19 protein-coding genes are annotated in these 17263 nt (G+C 66.3%); 14 read left to right on the top strand and 5 right to left on the bottom strand.

What is annotated here, in order from left to right; all coding sequences use genetic code 11:
* Positions 1-8 precede the first annotated feature (8 nt).
* The 9 genes from phnG to phnP all read left to right on the top strand — a co-directional run bounded on the left by phnG (position 9) and on the right by phnP (position 7091).
* Positions 9-455: a phosphonate C-P lyase system protein PhnG gene (gene phnG, locus UIB01_RS00460; protein ID WP_038655843.1), complete on the top strand. Its 447-nt coding sequence runs from the start codon at positions 9-11 to the stop codon at positions 453-455.
* Positions 455-1063: a phosphonate C-P lyase system protein PhnH gene (gene phnH / locus UIB01_RS00455; RefSeq protein WP_038655841.1), complete on the top strand. Its 609-nt coding sequence runs from the start codon at positions 455-457 to the stop codon at positions 1061-1063. Before phnG ends, phnH begins: the two co-directional genes overlap by 1 nt.
* Positions 1063-2172 carry a carbon-phosphorus lyase complex subunit gene (locus tag UIB01_RS00450; protein ID WP_038655839.1) on the top strand — a complete coding sequence of 370 codons (1110 nt, stop codon included), beginning with the start codon at positions 1063-1065 and terminating at the stop codon, positions 2170-2172. Before phnH ends, UIB01_RS00450 begins: the two co-directional genes overlap by 1 nt.
* The gene (locus UIB01_RS00445; RefSeq protein WP_038655837.1) at positions 2169-3038 is read left to right on the top strand and encodes an alpha-D-ribose 1-methylphosphonate 5-phosphate C-P-lyase PhnJ; all 870 of its coding nucleotides are present in this window, start codon (positions 2169-2171) and stop codon (positions 3036-3038) included. The genes UIB01_RS00450 and UIB01_RS00445 overlap by 4 nt, the downstream gene beginning before the upstream one ends.
* Positions 3035-3847 (top strand): phosphonate C-P lyase system protein PhnK, encoded by an 813-nt coding sequence (phnK, locus tag UIB01_RS00440; protein WP_038655835.1) that lies wholly within the window; start codon positions 3035-3037, stop codon positions 3845-3847. Before UIB01_RS00445 ends, phnK begins: the two co-directional genes overlap by 4 nt.
* Positions 3848-3858: 11 nt before the next feature.
* Positions 3859-4563, top strand: a complete 705-nt coding sequence (gene phnL, locus UIB01_RS00435) for a phosphonate C-P lyase system protein PhnL (RefSeq protein ID WP_038655833.1) — start codon at positions 3859-3861, stop codon at positions 4561-4563.
* Positions 4553-5698: an alpha-D-ribose 1-methylphosphonate 5-triphosphate diphosphatase gene (locus UIB01_RS00430; protein ID WP_038655831.1), complete on the top strand. Its 1146-nt coding sequence runs from the start codon at positions 4553-4555 to the stop codon at positions 5696-5698. Before phnL ends, UIB01_RS00430 begins: the two co-directional genes overlap by 11 nt.
* A 98-nt stretch (positions 5699-5796) precedes the next feature.
* Positions 5797-6351, top strand: a complete 555-nt coding sequence (gene phnN / locus UIB01_RS00425) for a phosphonate metabolism protein/1,5-bisphosphokinase (PRPP-forming) PhnN (RefSeq protein ID WP_038655829.1) — start codon at positions 5797-5799, stop codon at positions 6349-6351.
* Complete coding sequence (gene phnP, locus UIB01_RS00420; RefSeq protein ID WP_038655827.1) at positions 6342-7091, top strand: phosphonate metabolism protein PhnP; 750 nt, start codon at positions 6342-6344, stop codon at positions 7089-7091. The genes phnN and phnP overlap by 10 nt, the downstream gene beginning before the upstream one ends.
* A gap of 315 nt (positions 7092-7406) precedes the next feature.
* Here the strand turns inward: phnP and UIB01_RS00415 are convergent, their stop codons facing one another.
* Together UIB01_RS00415 and UIB01_RS00410 are read right to left on the bottom strand one after the other, a co-directional pair.
* Positions 7407-7649 carry a hypothetical protein gene (locus UIB01_RS00415; protein ID WP_038655825.1) on the bottom strand — a complete coding sequence of 81 codons (243 nt, stop codon included), beginning with the start codon at positions 7647-7649 and terminating at the stop codon, positions 7407-7409.
* 71 nt (positions 7650-7720) lie between these two features.
* Positions 7721-8149 (bottom strand): hypothetical protein, encoded by a 429-nt coding sequence (locus tag UIB01_RS00410; RefSeq protein ID WP_038655823.1) that lies wholly within the window; start codon positions 8147-8149, stop codon positions 7721-7723.
* Between the two features lie 355 nt (positions 8150-8504).
* Between UIB01_RS00410 and UIB01_RS00405 the strand changes: the two genes are divergently transcribed.
* From UIB01_RS00405 to UIB01_RS00395, 3 genes are all read left to right on the top strand, one after another.
* On the top strand, positions 8505-9458 hold the full coding sequence (locus tag UIB01_RS00405) for a TAXI family TRAP transporter solute-binding subunit (RefSeq protein WP_038655821.1): 954 nt from the start codon (positions 8505-8507) through the stop codon (positions 9456-9458).
* A gap of 137 nt (positions 9459-9595) precedes the next feature.
* On the top strand, positions 9596-11620 hold the full coding sequence (locus UIB01_RS00400; RefSeq protein ID WP_038655819.1) for a TRAP transporter permease: 2025 nt from the start codon (positions 9596-9598) through the stop codon (positions 11618-11620).
* The gene (locus UIB01_RS00395; RefSeq protein WP_017244207.1) at positions 11617-12024 is read left to right on the top strand and encodes a DUF1850 domain-containing protein; all 408 of its coding nucleotides are present in this window, start codon (positions 11617-11619) and stop codon (positions 12022-12024) included. The genes UIB01_RS00400 and UIB01_RS00395 overlap by 4 nt, the downstream gene beginning before the upstream one ends.
* A gap of 965 nt (positions 12025-12989) precedes the next feature.
* Here the strand turns inward: UIB01_RS00395 and UIB01_RS00390 are convergent.
* From UIB01_RS00390 to UIB01_RS00380, 3 genes are all read right to left on the bottom strand, one after another.
* On the bottom strand, positions 12990-13709 hold the full coding sequence (locus UIB01_RS00390; RefSeq protein ID WP_038655814.1) for a ferritin-like domain-containing protein: 720 nt from the start codon (positions 13707-13709) through the stop codon (positions 12990-12992).
* 10 nt (positions 13710-13719) lie between these two features.
* On the bottom strand, positions 13720-14889 hold the full coding sequence (locus UIB01_RS00385; protein ID WP_038655812.1) for a hypothetical protein: 1170 nt from the start codon (positions 14887-14889) through the stop codon (positions 13720-13722).
* Between the two features lie 216 nt (positions 14890-15105).
* Positions 15106-16164, bottom strand: coding sequence for an aminopeptidase (locus tag UIB01_RS00380; protein WP_038655810.1), 1059 nt, complete (start codon positions 16162-16164; stop codon positions 15106-15108).
* A gap of 149 nt (positions 16165-16313) precedes the next feature.
* Here UIB01_RS00380 and UIB01_RS00375 point away from each other — a divergent pair, with 149 nt between their 5' ends.
* Positions 16314-16739, top strand: coding sequence for a PA0061/PA0062 family lipoprotein (locus UIB01_RS00375; protein WP_038655808.1), 426 nt, complete (start codon positions 16314-16316; stop codon positions 16737-16739).
* Between the two features lie 94 nt (positions 16740-16833).
* Positions 16834-17247 (top strand): PA0061/PA0062 family lipoprotein, encoded by a 414-nt coding sequence (locus UIB01_RS00370; RefSeq protein WP_038655806.1) that lies wholly within the window; start codon positions 16834-16836, stop codon positions 17245-17247.
* Positions 17248-17263: the final 16 nt, after the last annotated feature.

The following is a 17263-nucleotide window of genomic DNA, read 5'->3' as shown; positions in this document are numbered from 1 at the left end:
AGAACCCCATGTACACCCGCGAACAATCCCCCCGCCAGCGCTGGATGACCGTGCTGGCCCGCGCCAGCGCCGCCGAACTGGCGCCCTTCGAGAGCGCCCTGCGCGACTGCGCCTACCAGCTGATCCGCCCGGCGGAAATCGGCATGACCCTGGTGCGCGGCCGCATGGGCGGCACTGGTGCGCCGTTCAACCTCGGCGAGATGAGCGTCACCCGCTGCGTGGTGCGCCTGGCCGACGGCAGCACCGGCTACAGCTACCGCGCCGGCCGCGACAAGCGCCAGGCCGAGCTCGCCGCACTCGCCGACGCCCATCTGCAAGGCCCGCAGCAGAGCCGCTGGCTCGCCGAGCTGATCGAACCGCTGGCCGCCGCGCAGGCCCGACGCGCCGCGCAGAAGGCTGCCGAAACCGCTACTACCCGCGTGGAGTTCTTCACGCTGCTGCGAGGAGAAGACTGATGAATCGCGCCCCATCCGACCTGTTGCAAGCCGCCTTCGCCGACCCGGTGCTGGACGCGCAGAAGTGCTTCCGCGCCGCGCTCAAGGCTTTGTCCGAGCCAGGCACGCACCAGCCGCTGGTCAGCGTCGCCGCCATCGAGCCGCTGCAGGCCGCCAGCTACGCGCTGTGCCTGAGCCTGCTGGATAACGACACGCCGCTGTGGCTGGCGCCGGCCTTCGACACCCCGGCGATCCGCGCCAACCTGGCCTTTCACTGTGGCTGCCCAATCGTCGAGACGCGCGAGGACGCCATGTTCGCCCTGCTCGATGCCGCCGCCCTGGACGACCTCTCCGGCTTCTACAACGGCAGCGAACGCTATCCGGACCAGTCCTGCACGCTCTTGGTCCAGCTCAACCGTCTCGACCGCGGCCCGGCGCTGAGCTGGCAGGGCCCGGGTATCGACGGCAGTCGCCTGGTCGGTTTGCCGCTGAAGCCGACGTTCTGGCAGCAGCGCGCCGCGCGCACCGACTTCCCGCGCGGGCTGGATGCACTGTTCTGCGCCGACGGCGAAGTGCTCGGCCTGCCGCGCAGCACCCGCATCGGCGATTCGCTGCAGGAGGTGGCCTGATGTACGTCGCAGTCAAGGGTGGCGAACAGGCCATCGACAACGCCCACGCGCTGCTGGCGAAGAAGCGCCGCGGTGAAACCGATGTCGCCGAGCTCGGCGTCGAGCAGATCCGCCAGCAGCTGCCGCTCGCCGTGGCGCGGGTGATGAGCGAGGGTTCGCTGTATGACGAAGAACTCGCCGCGCTGGCGATCAAGCAGGCCGCCGGCGATCTGGTCGAGGCGATCTTCCTCCTGCGCGCCTACCGCACCACGTTGCCGCGCTTCGCCGAAAGCCTGCCGCTGGACACCGGCGCCATGCAGCTCAGCCGGCGCATCTCGGCGACCTTCAAGGACGTCCCCGGCGGCCAGCTGCTCGGCCCGACCTTCGACTACACCCACCGCTTGCTCGATTTCGCCCTGCTCGCCGAAGGCGAACGCCCCGGCCCGCCGGTGGATGCCAGCGCCACGCTGAGCAACTGCCCCCGCGTACTCGGCCTGCTCGGCGAGGAAGGCCTGATGACCCCGGAAATCGACCGCGGCGAGCCGGTACCGGACCTCACCCGCGAGCCACTGGAGCTGCCCTGCAGCCGCGCCGAACGCCTGCAGGCACTGGCGCGCGGCGACGAGGGCTTTCTCCTGGCGCTGGGCTATTCGACCCAGCGCGGCTACGGCCGCAACCACCCGTTCGCCGGCGAGATTCGCATCGGCACCGCCGAGGTCTGGATCGAGCCGCAGGAGCTGGGCTTCCCGGTCTGCCTCGGCGAGATCGAGCTGACCGAGTGCGAGATGGTCAACCAGTTCGTCGGCGAGAGCGCCGCGCAGGCGCAGTTCACCCGCGGCTACGGCCTGGCCTTCGGCTATGCCGAGCGCAAGGCGATGGGCATGGCACTGGTCGACCGCGCGCTGCGTGCCGGCGAGTACGGCGAGGAGGTGCAGGGTCCGGCGCAGCAGGAGGAATTCGTCCTGATGCACTGCGACAACGTCGAGGCCGCCGGCTTCGTCTCGCACCTGAAATTGCCGCACTACGTCGACTTCCAGTCCGAGCTGGAGCTGATCCGCAAGCTGCGCCAGCCGCAGGCCGAGCCGGCCGAAGCCGACGCCGCGACGCCAGCGAAGGAGAAACGCGCATGAATGCCCACGCCATCCCCGCCAGCGAGGCGGGCTACAACTTCGCCTACCTCGACGAACAGACCAAGCGCATGATCCGCCGCGCACTGCTCAAGGCCGTCGCCATTCCCGGCTATCAGGTGCCCTTCGGTGGCCGCGAGATGCCGCTGCCCTATGGCTGGGGCACCGGCGGCATGCAGCTGACCGCGGCCATTCTCGGCGCCGACGACGTGCTCAAGGTGATTGACCAGGGCGCCGACGACACCACCAACGCGGTGTCGATCCGCCGCTTCTTCGCCCGCACCGCCGGGGTCGCCACCACCGAACGCACCCCCACGGCGACGGTGATCCAGACGCGCCACCGCATCCCGGAAACCCCGCTCGCCGCCGGACAGATCATGGTCTATCAGGTGCCGATTCCCGAGCCGCTGCGCTTCATCGAGCCGTCGGAAACCGAGACGCGCACCATGCACGCGCTGGGCGACTACGGCGTGATGCACGTGAAGCTCTACGAAGACATCGCCACCTTCGGCCACATCGCCACCAGCTACGCCTACCCGGTGACGGTGGACGGGCGCTACGTGATGGACCCTTCGCCGATTCCCAAATTCGACAACCCCAAGCTGGACCGCAGCCCGGCGCTGATGCTGTTCGGCGCCGGCCGCGAGAAGCGCCTCTATGCCGTACCGCCGTACACCCGCGTGGTCAGCCTGGATTTCGAGGATCACCCGTTCCAGATCCAGCAATGGGAACAGTGCTGCGCCATCTGCGGCAGCGGCGATTCCTACCTCGACGAACTGATCGTCGACGACGCCGGCAGCAAGCAGTTCGTCTGCTCGGATACCGACTATTGCGCGCAGCGCGCCCAGCAACAGGAGAGCCGCCCATGAGCGCCGCCGAACAACTGCTGCCCGCCCCGAGCGTCGGCACCGAGCCGCTGTTCGCGGTGCGCGACCTGACCCGCCTGTACGGCCCGGACAAGGGCTGCCAGGGCGTTTCCTTCGACCTCTACCCCGGCGAAGTGCTGGGCATCGTCGGCGAGTCTGGCTCGGGCAAGTCCACCCTGCTCTCGCTGCTCTGCGGCCGCTGCCCGCCGGACCGCGGCACGGTGCTATACCGCGATGACGCCGGCGACTGGCTCGACCTCTACGCCGCCAGCGAGGCGGAGCGGCGCACGCTGCTGCGCACCGAATGGGGCTTCGTCGAGCAGAACCCGCGCGACGGCCTGCGCATGGGGGTTTCCGCTGGCGCCAACATCGGCGAGCGGCTGATGGCCCAGGGCGTCAGGCATTACGGCCAGCTGCGCGCCGCCGGGCTGGATTGGCTGCAGCAGGTGGAGATCGACCCGGCGCGCATCGACGACCTGCCGCGGACCTTCTCCGGCGGCATGCAGCAGCGTCTGCAGATCGCCCGCAACCTGGTTTCCAGCCCGAAGCTGGTGTTCATGGACGAACCCACCGGCGGCCTCGACGTGTCGGTACAGGCACGTCTGCTCGACCTCTTGCGCGGGCTGGTGCGCGAGCTGGATCTGGCGGTGGTGATCGTGACCCACGACCTCGCCGTGGCACGCCTGTTGGCCGACCGGCTGATGGTGATGCGCCGCTCGCGGGTGGTGGAGTCGGGCCTGACCGACCAGATCCTCGACGACCCGCAGCACCCCTACACGCAGCTGCTGGTGTCCTCGGTGCTGCAGCCATGAAGGAATCCGCCATGAACACGCTGATCGAGGTCCGCGACCTCGCCAAGACCTTCACCCTGCACCAGCAGCACGGCGTCAGCCTGCAGGTGCTGCGCGGGCTGAACTTCACCGTCGCCGCCGGCGAATGCCTGGTGCTGCACGGTCAGTCCGGCGCCGGCAAGTCGACCCTGTTGCGCACGCTGTACGGCAACTACCTGCCCGCCGGCGGCAGCATCCGCATCCGCCATGCCGGTGACTGGCTGGAGCTGGTCGGCGCCGAACCACGCCAGGTACTCGCCGTGCGCCGGCAGACGCTGGGCTACGTCAGCCAGTTCCTGCGGGTGATCCCGCGGGTGCCGGCGCTGGAGGTGGTGATGGAACCGGCGCTGGCGCGCGGCTGGACGCGTGTCGATGCCGAGGCGCGGGCCAAGGCGCTGCTGACCCGGCTGAACATTCCCGAGCGGCTCTGGCAGCTCGCCCCCGGCACCTTTTCCGGCGGCGAGCAGCAGCGGGTCAACCTGGCGCGCGGCTTCATGGTCAGCTGGCCGGTGATGCTGCTCGACGAACCCACTGCCTCGCTGGACGAAGCCAACGCCAGCGTGGTGCTGGAACTGATCGACGAGGCCAAGGCCGCCGGTAGCGCGCTGATCGGCATCTTCCACGACCGCGCGATCCGCGAGGCAGTCGCCGACCGTTACCTGGACATGACGCAGGAGGACCTGGCCCATGCCATCTGAACAGATACTCAGCAACGCCCGACTGGTGCTGGCCGATCAGGTGATTCACGGCAGCCTGCTGATCCGCGACGGCCGGATCGCCGACATCAGCGCAGGCGCCAGCAGCCTGCCGCAGGCCCAGGACCTGGACGGCGCCCTGCTGCTGCCGGGGCTGGTGGAGCTGCACACCGACAATCTGGAAAAGCACATGAGCCCGCGCCCCGGCGTCGACTGGCCGTCCGCCTCGGCAGTGCTGACCCATGACGCGCAGATCGTCGCCGCCGGTATCACCACGGTGTTCGATGCGTTGTCGATCGGCGACATCAACCCCAAGGGCAAGCGCATGCAGCAGCTCGGGGTGATGCTCGAGGCCATCGCCGAGGCCGAAGCGGCCGGGCAGACTCGCGCCGAGCACCGCCTGCACCTGCGCTGCGAAGTCAGCCACCCGCAGTGCCTGGAACTGTTCCGCGAGCTGGTCGAGCAGCCGCTGGTGCAGCTGGTTTCGGTGATGGACCACGCGCCGGGCCAGCGCCAGTTCGCGCGCATGGAGAAGTACCGCGAGTACTACATGGGCAAGTACCACCTGAGCCCGGCGGAGATGGATCATTTCGTCAGCGAGCAGCTGGCCAACTCGGCGCGACACAGCGACCAGCAGCGCGCGGCCATCGTCGACATCTGCCGCAGCCGCGAACTGGCGCTGGCCAGCCACGACGACGCGACCCTGGAGCACGTTACTGAGTCGGCCGACTACGGCATGGCCATCGCCGAATTCCCGACCACCTTCGAGGCCGCCGAGGCCAGCCACGCGCGCGGGCTGAAGGTGCTGATGGGCGCGCCGAACATCGTTCGTGGCGGCTCGCACTCGGGCAACATCGCCGCCGCCGACCTGGCGCAACGCGGCGTGCTGGACATCCTCTCCAGTGACTACTACCCGGCCAGCCTGCTGCAGGCCGCGCTGGGCCTGGCCGAGCAGGACAACGGCTACGACCTGCCGCGCGCCATCGCCACCATCAGCCTGGCGCCGGCACGCGCGGCCGGGCTGGATGATCGCGGCGAGATCGCCGTCGGGCTGCGTGCCGATCTGGTCCAGGCGCAGGTGCACAAGGGCCAGCCGGTGATCGGTCAGGTATGGCGCCAGGGCCGGCGGGTGTTCTGATGGCGCATTCCGACAAAGCTGACAAGGCGCCGGCGGGTCGCCCGGCTGGCTCTATACTGCCTGCCTCTGCGCTGGCTTCGATGATCGGGAGTAACCCCATGCAAGGCCGCTTGATCTACCTGATCGGCCCCTCCGGTGCCGGCAAGGACAGTCTGCTCGACGCCGCCCGTGCTGCGCTTGCCGAGCGCGGCGTGCGCATTGCCCGGCGGGTCATCACTCGCTCGCCGGAGGCTGTCGGCGAAGCCGCGCACTCGGTGAGCGCCGAGCAGTTCGAGCGCATGGAGGCCGGACAGGCCTTCGCCCTCAGCTGGCGCGCCAACGAGTTGGCCTACGGCATCCCCGCAGAAATCGACGCCTGGCTGGCCGCCGGCGAGCACGTGCTGGTCAACGGTTCGCGCGGCTATCTGCCCGCGGCGCGACAGCGCTACCCGAACCTGCTGGCGGTGCTGCTGACCGTCGAGCAGGACGTGCTGCGCGAGCGCCTGCTGACCCGCGGCCGGGAAACGCCCGAGCAGATCGAGGCGCGCCTGGCGCGCAACGAGCTGTTCAGCGGCGAGCTGGACGACTACATCCGTCTGGACAATTCCGCCTCGCTGGCGAGCAGCGTCGAGCGCCTGCTGCAACTGATCGACGAGCACCGCCAATGCGGCTGACCTTGCTCGGCACCGGCGGCGCCGCGCAGGTGCCGGTGTACAACTGCAGCTGTCCGGCCTGCCGCGCCGCGCAGCTCGATCCGAACCGTCGCCGCCGTGCCTGCTCGGCGCTGGTGGAGTGCGGCGAGCAGCGCTGGCTGCTCGACAGCGGCCTGGCGGATCTCTGCGAGCGCTTCGCCCCGGGCAGCTTCAACGGCATCCTGCAGACCCATTACCACGCCGATCACGCCCAGGGCCTGCTGCAACTGCGCTGGGGCACCGGGCTGCGCATTCCAGTGCTGGGCCCGGACGATCCCGAAGGCCTTGCCGATCTCTACAAACATCCCGGCATCCTCGATTTCAGTGAGCCGTTCGCCGCCTTTGAACAGCGCATGCTCGGCACGCTGCGGGTCACCGCGCTGCCACTGGTGCATTCGAAACCCACCTTCGGCTACCTGCTGGAAGGTCACGGCCGCTGCATCGCCTACCTCACCGACACCGTCGGCCTGCCGGACAGTACGCGCGAACTGCTGCAGGACACCGCGCTGGACCTGCTGGTGCTGGACTGCTCGACCCCGCCACGCGATACGCCACCGCGCAACCACAACGACCTGACTCGCGCGCTGCAAAGCATCGATGAGCTGCAGCCGGCGCAAGCCGTGCTGACCCACATCGGCCACGAGCTGGATGCCTGGTTCATGCAGGCGTCACGGCGACTGCCGGACAACGTGTGCCTGGCGCACGACGGGATGACGCTCTAGCGCTGCACGGACGACGCGAAAGCTGACTTCAGGGAACGGGACGAAACAGCCGTTGGTCAGCTGGTGACGCGTGGAAAAACGCTGCGCGGTTTTCCACCCTACGAGTACCAATCCGATGGCGATGGCGATGGCGATGGCGATGGCGATGGCGATGGCGATGGCGATGGGATCGTAGGGTGGATAACGCGAAGCTTATCCACCATGGGTCCGTTGCATGGCGAAACGTCGGGCAGGGCCTCCGACGCGTGGAAAACGCTTCGCGGTTTCCACCCTACGGCCATGAAGCATGGAGCGGATTCCGGGCTGACGTCGGCTCTAACGCCCCGGCTGCGGACGGAAACCCGGCACGCTGCTCGGCCGGTCGACCCGCGCGGCCGGCATGCTGCAGTTGAGATCGCGGAAGGGCCGGCCGTCGAGCTGCTCCCAGCCTTCCCCTGGGGAGGTTTGGCGGCAGATGATGGTGCCGTCGAGCTTGCTCTGCCATTGATAATAGGGCGCCGGCGCGGCGCTGGCCGCGGTGGGCAGGAACAGGCTGAGGGCGAGCAGGAAAATGCGCATGGCGGACTTCGACGGTGCGATGGCGCCACTCTAACCGTTCGGCTGGCCTTGGCAAGCGCCGTCCGGCGCGCTCAGAACCAGACCCGCGCTGCCTCGCGCATAAAGATCTCCACGGTCTTCGGCCCGACGCCTTCGAACGCCAGCAGGCGCTTCTCCACCCCGTCACGCGTCACACCCAGTTCACGCAGGCAGCCCAGCCTGCCGTCGTACTCCGCCAGCAGCTTGTCGCCCAGCTTCAGCAGCCGCGTAGCGGTGGACTCGTCGTAGCGCACGTAGCGCGCCTGCCCAAGCAACTGGACCAGCCGGCGCTGGCCACAGTCACGCAGCTTGCGCGGCGTGTCCAACTGGTTGCGCTCCACCAGCACGCGGTAGGCCTCGGCGGCGATGTCGCGCTGGATGCGTTTGCCGAACAGAAAGCTGGCGACGAACCACTTGAACAGCTCCACCTCGCCGCGGGTGATGCCGATGCCCAAATCCTCTGCGCTTGTTTCTGCAGCCATACAGCCTCCGCGTTCGCTCATTCATTCGAAGGCCGCAGCGGGCAGGGGTTCGCCTGAGTATGAGCGCTTTTCCGCCGACCTAACGGCAGCAATAGGCGGATTCTTGCCGATGTGCCACCAAGTGGCGCCAGCAAAGGCCGGTCCAGAGCGCCGCGGCGGGCTGGCACGGCTTCTGCTACTGGCAATCTGCTCGATGCGATTCCAACGACAAGAAGAGCTGCCAGCGATATCACCTGCCGGGTTAGCCCCCGCTGCCATCGCCCCTCCGCTTGTTCGTCTGGCGCGTTCCCCGAACGCGGCATCGTCTATCGTCAACATGCTGCGTCAACCAATAAAAACGAAACGGAGATCCACCATGAGACTGACCAAACGCTTGGGCCTGCTCGCTGCCGCTGCGGCCTTCACCGCCAGCACCGCGGCCGTCGCTGCACCGACCTTCATCAACATCCTCACCGGCGGCACCAGCGGCGTGTACTACCCGATCGGCGTGGCCCTGTCGCAGCAGTACAACAAGATCGACGGCGCCAAGACCTCGGTACAGGCCACCAAGGCCTCGGTCGAGAACCTCAACCTGCTGCAGGCCGGCCGTGGCGAACTGGCCTTCTCCCTGGGTGACTCGGTTGCCGACGCCTGGAACGGTGTCGAGGACGCCGGCTTCAAGGCTCCGCTCAAGCGCCTGCGCGCCATCGCCGGGACCTACAACAACTACATCCAGATCGTCGCCAGCGCCGAATCCGGCATCAAGACCCTGGAAGACCTGAAGGGCAAGCGCATCTCCGTCGGCGCGCCGAAGTCCGGCACCGAGCTCAACGCCCGCGCGATCTTCAAGGCCGCCGGCCTGGACTACAAGGACATGGGCCGCGTCGAGTTCCTGCCCTACGCCGAGTCGGTCGAGCTGATCAAGAACCGCCAGCTGGACGCCACCCTGCAGTCCTCGGGTCTGGGCATGGCCGCCATCCGCGACCTGGCCAGCACCATGCCGGTGACCTTCGTCGAGATTCCGGCCGCCGTGGTCGAGAAGATCGAGAGCGACGCCTACCTGCCCGGCGTGATCCCGGCCGGCACCTACGACGGTCAGGACGCCGACGTTCCCACCGTGGCCATCACCAACATCCTGGTGACCCACGAGAAGGTCTCCGATGAAGTGGCTTACCAGATGACCAAGCTGATGTTCGACAACCTGGCCGCCCTGGGTAACGCCCACTCCGCCGCCAAGGACATCAAGCTGGAAAACGCCACCAAGAACCTGCCGATTCCGCTGCATCCGGGCGCCGAGCGCTTCTACAAGGAAGCCGGGGTTCTGCAGTAACCCGTGCGCTAGACGACGGGCTGAGCAGGCCGTAGCGCCTGCTCCGGCCCGCTCCTTGTAGCAGCAGGCTTGCCCGCGTTGCCTCGTTGGCAAGCCTGCTTCTACAGGCCCCACCTTGCAGTGAGAGAGTGATTTCCATGAGCGAAAGCCAAGGGCTGCATGCAAGCCCCAGCGAATGGCCGAGGGCGCTGTTCTACGTCGCCCTGCTGTTCTCCATCTACCAGATCGTCACCGCCGCCTTCCATCCGGTGTCCAGCCAGGTGCTGCGGGCCGGTCACGTCGGTTTCCTGTTGCTGCTGGTGTTCCTCTGCTACCCGGCGCGTGGCAACGGCAAACCGTTCCAGCCAGTGGCCTGGGTACTTGGCCTGGCCGGTTTCGCCACCTTTTTCTACCAGTGGTATTTCGAGGCGGACCTGATCCAGCGTTCCGGCGACATGACCACCACCGACATGGTGGTCGGCCTGACGCTGATCGTGCTGGTGTTCGAGGCCGCACGCCGCGTCATGGGCATTGCGCTGCCGATCATCTGCGGACTGTTTCTCGCCTACGGCCTGTTCGGTGAGTACCTGCCCGGTGATCTCGCGCACCGCGGCTATTACTTGGACCAGATCGTCAACCAGCTGTCGTTCGGCACCGAAGGCCTGTACGGCACGCCGACCTACGTTTCGGCGACCTACATCTTCCTGTTCATCCTGTTCGGCTCGTTCCTCGAGCAGGCGGGGATGATCAAGCTGTTCACCGACTTCGCCATGGGCCTGTTCGGCCACAAGCTCGGCGGCCCGGCCAAGGTGTCGGTGGTGTCTTCGGCACTGATGGGCACCATCACCGGTTCCGGCGTGGCCAACGTGGTCACCACCGGCCAGTTCACCATCCCGCTGATGAAGCGCTTCGGCTATCGCCCGGCGTTCGCTGGCGGCGTCGAGGCCACTTCCTCGATGGGCAGCCAGATCATGCCGCCGGTAATGGGTGCGGTGGCCTTCATCATGGCCGAGACCATCAACGTGCCCTTCGTCGAGATCGCCAAGGCCGCGCTGATTCCGGCGCTGCTGTATTTCGGCTCGGTGTTCTGGATGGTCCACCTGGAAGCCAAGCGCGCCGGCCTCAAGGGCCTGCCGAAGGACGAGTGCCCGAGCGCCTGGGCCGCGGTGAAGGAGCGTTGGTATCTGCTAATCCCGCTGCTGGTACTGGTCTGGCTGCTGTTCTCCGGGCGCACGCCGATGTTCGCCGGCACCATCGGCCTGTCGTTGACGGCGATCGTCATCCTCGGCTCGGCGATCATCCTCAAGGTCTCCAACTTCGCCTTGCGCATCGCCTTCTGGATCGCCCTCGGCCTGCTCTGCGCCGGCTTCTTCCAGCTCGGCATCGGGGTGATCTTCGGCGTCATCGCCGCGCTGGTGGCGGTGTGCTGGTTCATCAAGGGCGGTCGCGACACCCTGGTCATCTGCCTGCACGCGCTGGTCGAAGGCGCGCGCCATGCGGTGCCGGTGGGTATCGCCTGCGCCCTGGTCGGCGTGATCATCGGCGTGGTCTCGCTGACCGGCGTGGCCTCGACCTTTGCCGGTTACATCCTGGCGGTCGGCGAGAACAACCTGTTCCTCTCGCTGCTGCTGACCATGCTGACCTGCCTGGTGCTGGGCATGGGCATCCCGACGATCCCCAACTACATCATCACCAGCTCGATCGCCGCGCCCGCGCTGCTGGACCTGGGCGTGCCGCTGATCGTCTCGCACATGTTCGTCTTCTACTTCGGCATCATGGCCGACCTCACCCCGCCGGTGGCACTGGCCTGCTTCGCCGCTGCGCCGATCGCCAAGGAAAGGGGCCTGAAGATCAGCATGTGGGCCATCCGCATCGCCATCGCCGGGTTCATCGTGCCGTTCATGGCGGTGTACAACCCGGCGCTGATGATGCAGGGCGGCGACTGGGGCGCGACACTGTACATGCTGTTCAAGGCGGCCTTCGCCGTCGGCCTGTGGGGCGCCGTGTTCACCGGTTATCTGCAACGGCCCATGGCCCTGTGGGAGAAGGTGCTGGCCTTCGCCGCGGCCGCCTCGATGGTGCTGGCGATGCCGATCAGCGATGAGATCGGCTTCGGCCTCGGTGCGCTGTTCCTTATCCAGCACATCTGGCGCGCCCGTCGCGCCGAGCCGGCGGCGGCGTGATCGGTCTGTGCCTGGGGCTGGCCGGCGTAGTGTGGGCCGAAGTGCCCACGCCCGCCTTCACCCTGGCGTGGAACCACACCATCGAGAAGATCCGCTGGGAAGAGGATTACCGCGTGACGCCGGATGGGCTGCTGCTCGGCGAAGCGCGGGTCAAGGGTTCTGGTGCCGGGATGGAAATCCCGGATGACGCCGAACTGCGCGACGGGGCCTGGCACTACCAGCGCCAGATGCCTGCGTTGCCACTCCTGCGCCTGGGGCGAACCCCCGAGGCAGGGGATTACCAACTGTGTTTTGACCAGCGTTGCCACGCCATGAGCGAATGGCTCGGCCCGCCACAAGCGGACCAGCCGGCGCTGGAAGTCTGGGGCTGTACCGTGCAAACGGCGAGTGTCGGGAACGATTGACCGGCTATTCGGTGATCGTTGAGAGGGGTGTTCGCGCAGGCGGCACCCCTTTTTCTTTGGTTCTTTTCCGGCCAGGCAGGCTGGGTGCGTTGGATGAACGTTTTGCTTCATGGCCGTTTGCGAGTTGCCTGAAAGGCTTGGTTTCGCCCTGCTGGGCGAGTCACTTTTTCCAAACGCCGAAAAAGTAACCAAAAACGCTTTGCCCCTGCATCCGGCCCTGCGCTTCGCTCCGGGTTCGTTCACTACGCCGCCGCTCCGAGGGTCGCCGTACAAGGGCCATCCATGGCCCTTTACGGCTCTTGCCGCATCCCTGCGGCTCGCCCCTCTGCGCGACGGCTCCGTTCACCCTCCTGAAGGGGCGTTTGGAGTCGCCTGGTGGGCCGTGCGAGCAAAAAAATGGACCGATTTACCTCGGCGATTAGGTGTTCGCTGATGGCTCCAAGTTCCTACGCGTAGGCCCCTCGAAGTTTGCATTGAGGGCGCGAAAAATCTCTACGGTCTGCCCACGCGGAAGCGTGGCCATGATCATTCGCTTTGCTTGGATCTATGTACAAACCATCAGGCGACGCCATTCGCCCCTTTCAGGAGGCCGAGTGGAATCGTTGCGGAGGGGAGCGAGCGGCATGGATGCCGCGAGAGGCGTAAAGGGCCATGGATGGCCCTTGTACGCCGGCCCCGGAGCGACGATGGAACGAGGGAAGTCTCGCGAAGCGAGACCCGGATGCAGGGGCAAGACTTTTTGGTTCCTTTTGGGGCGACTGCCAAAAGGAACTCGCCCAGCAGGGCGAAACCAAGCTCCCAAGCAGCTCGCAAATAGTCCAAAAACACAACACTCAACACTCAACACTCAACACTCAACACCCCAAGCTCGCTCCTCCAAACGCCGCATCAACCTTTCCTTAGCCCATAAAAAAGGCGCACATCCCTCTCGGTGGTGTGCGCCAAAGCGTCCCGCTCGCACGCTGTTACTTGGTCTGCATGATCAAATCCCGACGCATCAACGTCTTGATCTTCACCAGATGATCGTCTTCCTGGGTCTTCGCCTTGACGAAGCTGTCGGCGATATTCGGATGCCCCGCCGCCTGCGCCAGCTCGATCAGCAGTTCCCAGGCGGCGTTATCCGCCAGCTCGGCCGTCAGCAACGCATTCAGGCACTGCGGCACATTGGTCCGCGGATCGGTCAGCACCTGCATGATGCCCATCGCCATGACCCCGGCGACGTCGGCGCAGGGCGTCTGCGCGGTCGGGTCGGCACCGAGCTTCTCCATCGCCGCATGCACCAGCATCATGTGCTCGAACTCTTCGTCGCGGATGTGCTGCAGCACGCCCACCAGATCGTTGCCGGTGTCCAGGTTGCGCGCCTTGGCGATCATCGCCTCGTACAGACGCACGCCGTTGCGCTCGAAGGCCAGGCGCTCGCCAAGCTTGTCGATGAACACCTCGGGGCTCTTGCCCTTCATCATGTCGAAGCCGGTCTTGAGCATGCCCTTGGCCGAACCTGGCACTGGCACGGAGCCGATGCGGTCGGCCTCTTCATTGCGCTCGGCGCGTTCGACGAGCATGCCGCGCTCGTCGCCCGGCACGTCCGGATGAATCTCGTTGACCGCGTCGAGCAGGCGTTTGGTGTCCTTCGGGGACATCTGTACACCGGTGAAATTGGTACCCACTTTCGCTGCAGTAGCCATGTTCGTCTCCTCAGGAAGCCTTGCGCATCAGTTCGCCACCCGGCGCCCACTGGTAACCCGCCGAAACGATGTCCGAGGCGAGCCCTTGCGAGGCGAGGTGGTTGCGGTAATCGAGGGAAGATTGCGGTTCCTTGGCCTTGTCCACGTACACCGGGCCGGCGGTACGCAGGTTGACCTCGGCGGCCAGCACCTGGCGGACGAAGTCGCGCTGGCTCTTGAACTCGACCATCTTCGGTAGCGGGCCACCAAGGATTTCCGCAGGATCGCGACGTTCGATCTTCTTGAACCATTCACAGGCAACGTTGAGGTGGCCCAGCTCGTAGTCGAGGAAGCGCTCCCACATGGCCTTGATGCGCGGGTTGCTTTCCTGCTCGGCGCAGCTGGCATACATGTAGACCTCCATCGCCTCATGCACCAGCCACTTCTCGATATGGCTTTCGCTGGGGTCGGAGAGCGAGCCGTACTGGGTCACGTGCTGCTCTTCCACCGAGGCGATCTCAGCATACAGCTGGCGCGCCAGCGGGTCGGCGAACAGCGGGCCGATGTTCATGTAGTAATCGTGGGTCTGGTATTCAGCGCCGGTGATCAGCGCCGCGTGGATCTTGGTGATCAGCGCGGCGCTTTCCTTCTCGTAGTTGTCGCGGATGTCGTTCTCTGGGTGCCGATGATGCTCGGAGGTCTTGCGGCCCGGGACGATGTCGGTATAGCCCTGCAGGATGTTGTTGGCATCCTTGCCCTCGAGGCGGTCGAGCATCGCCGAGTAGCGGTACAGGTGGTCGAAGTCTTCCAGCAGGCCGAAGCGATAGGTCTGCGCCTGGTAGTGATCGGGCTCGTTCTGCGCCACGGCCGCGGTCACCTCGATGGCGACCTGCTCGTAGGCGACGGTGGTTTCCAGCGGCGAATGGTCGGCGCCGATCAACCAGTTGATCATGGTCGCCTGGTGTTGCTCGGTGCGACGGATTTGCGCCAGCGGCAGGCGCAGTTCCTTGTTGAAGCGAGCGATGCCGTGGCTCAGGCGCAGGGCGTCGGTCTCGACCCCGTTCATGAGGATGATGCGGACACGGGTAAAGGCATCGTCATCGAGCTTGCTGATCGGCTTGCCGGCCATTTCCTTCCATGTGAACTTCTGCTTCTCCAGTGGCGTGCCTTTGTTGTCGAGAATTCCGGAAATGGTCTCCATGGAGCCTCCGTTGTTATGCGTGGGTATCAGGCATGGGGGATCGTCGCCGTATGAAATCGGCGACCTAGTAAAGAGGACCGGAGACCTGGAGAAAGGATTCGCACCGTTCAGCGGACAGGCGTATCGCAGCCGATGAACGGCAGATCGGGGATTTTCGACGCAAGAGCCATAACGGCGCGTAACGCCCACGGCAACAGGCCGCGCCGTTTCGCTTGTTTAGTCGCCCAGTTCCGAAAGCCTGGCTTCCCGCTCGTCGGCAGGCAGTTCCGTTAGCGCCGCAACCGCCTGGTGAAAGCGCGCCCAGTCCCGCTCGCACCGCTCGAACAGCGCAGCAAAGGCCGGTACCCAGCGGTCATACAGGCCGAACGGCAAGAGCGTGGCGTTGTTCAGTGGCTGGGCGAACCAGCGATCGAAGCGCGCATCGCCGCCCCACTGCTCGTCACGCAGCGCCCGATAGCGCTGGCGCAGCGTCGCGAACTCGGCTTGCTTCAGCGCGCGCATCTCGGTTGTCGAGCGACCCGACGCATACAGCTGGTCCAGCCGCTGGCGGGTATCGAGTAGCAGCTCAACCAGTTGCCGATAACGCACCCGCGCCTGTTCATCCCGCTGCGGCAGGTCGCGATGGACACGCCACTGGCGCAGGCCCTCGCGCTCGACAAAGGTGGCGTAGGACTCGTTGAAGGCGGTGTCGCCGGGCAGGTAGAGCTGCTGATGAGCCAGTTCGTGGAAGATCAGCGCCGCCAGCTGCTCGTCGTTGCGCCGCAGCATGGAGCTGAGTAGCGGATCGGCGAACCAGCCCAGCGTCGAATAGGCCTCGACGCCCGCCACATGGGTATCCAGCCCGGTCATGCGCAGCCGTGCCGCCTCGCCGCGGGCAGCGCCTTGGCGGAAATAGCCGCGATAGGCGACGCAACCGGCGATGGGAAAGCAGTGCTCCAGCGGTTTGACCGAGAACTCCTCGGTGGCGAACAGGTTCCACACCACGTAGGGCCGCCCGAGTTCAGCGTAGAGCCGATAGCTGCGGTTGTCCGGCAGGTCCAGCGCCTGGCTGGCAAACGTGCGCGCCTGCAGCACCTCCGCCAGCCGCTGGCGCAGCGCCGGGTCGCGCGTGTCATCTGCGATCAGCGCTTCGATGGGCTGGCGTTGGCGCAAGAGATCGAGCTGGCCGACCGCGAGCTGGCTGTAATAGCTGCAACCATTCAGACAGACGGCAAGCAACAGGGGAACCCAGCGCAGGTTGCGGCTGTCGATCAAGGCGGCGTTGGGCTTGGGCATCGGATGAACCGGTCAGAGGTCGGGCAGGCGCCGGCGCGCGTAGCGCACCCTACAAAGGCCATGCGGCCCAATGCAACCTGCGGCGATTGGCAGGCTTTCTCAATTTCGATTTCTCGCCGGGCCGGATGGGTTCGGCTGGAGCATTGCACATGCGCGGTTTCCTTCTCCTCCTGTTCGTCACCAGCCTGACCGGCTGCGCTGCCATGATGCCCAAACCCGACCCCGCACAAGCCTGGATCGACCTCAATCCGAACGGCGAAACCCAGCTGCAGGCCGTGGCCGTCGATGGCCGCACACTGGATGATCCACGCTATTTCCAGGTACCGCCCGGCAGCCGCAAGCTGGAGATGCGCTACCGTTTCGACGTCGATGGCGCCAACATCGGACCGGGCAGCAATGCCCTGGCGCGGGACTGCAAGTTGACCCTGGAGTACGACAGGTTCACCGCCGGCGCGCGCTATCGACTGGTCGCCGGCGGCTATGGCTTCCGCCCGTGGGCCAAGCTCTACGACCAGCACCAGTACGTGCTGGCGCGTGCCGAGGAAAAGGGCTGCGGCGACCTCGCCGGGCGCTGACCGCGCGTTGAAATGCGCCGTCATCTGGCGCACCCTCGGTGGCATCGGATAGGCGCCAACGCGCCTTGCCCAGCCATTCGCCGAGGATTCAGCCATGCGTCGCTCACTCAGCCTCGCTTTTTTTGCCCTGCTACTGGCCGGCTGCGCCGGACCGTTGCCGCAACCCGACCCGAACATGGCCTGGGTCGACATGACCGCGCAGACCAGCGACATCTTCATGTCCGACCAGCTGGACGGCAAACGCACGCCGGACGGCCGCTATTTCCAGGTCCCGCCGGGCGCGCATGAACTCGAAGCGCGCTATGAATTCGAAGTGACAGGGGGCGCGTTCGGCCTGTTTGGCGAAACCCACACGATGCGCTGTACCCTGGTGATCCGCTACGACGACTTCCAGCCGGGCCAGCGCTACCTGTTCCAGGCCCGCTCGCTGGGCTTCACCCCGCAGGGCTGGTTGCGCGACGAACAGCGCAACGTGGTGGCCGAGGCCCAGGCCGAGCACTGCCGCTGAGCCGGCCGCGTCCCGC

The sequence above is a fragment of the Stutzerimonas decontaminans genome, from assembly GCF_000661915.1.
Taxonomy (GTDB): Bacteria; Pseudomonadota; Gammaproteobacteria; order Pseudomonadales; family Pseudomonadaceae; genus Stutzerimonas; species Stutzerimonas decontaminans.
Note: the sequence above shows the minus strand (reverse complement) of the source record. Positions and strands in the feature narration are given on the sequence as shown.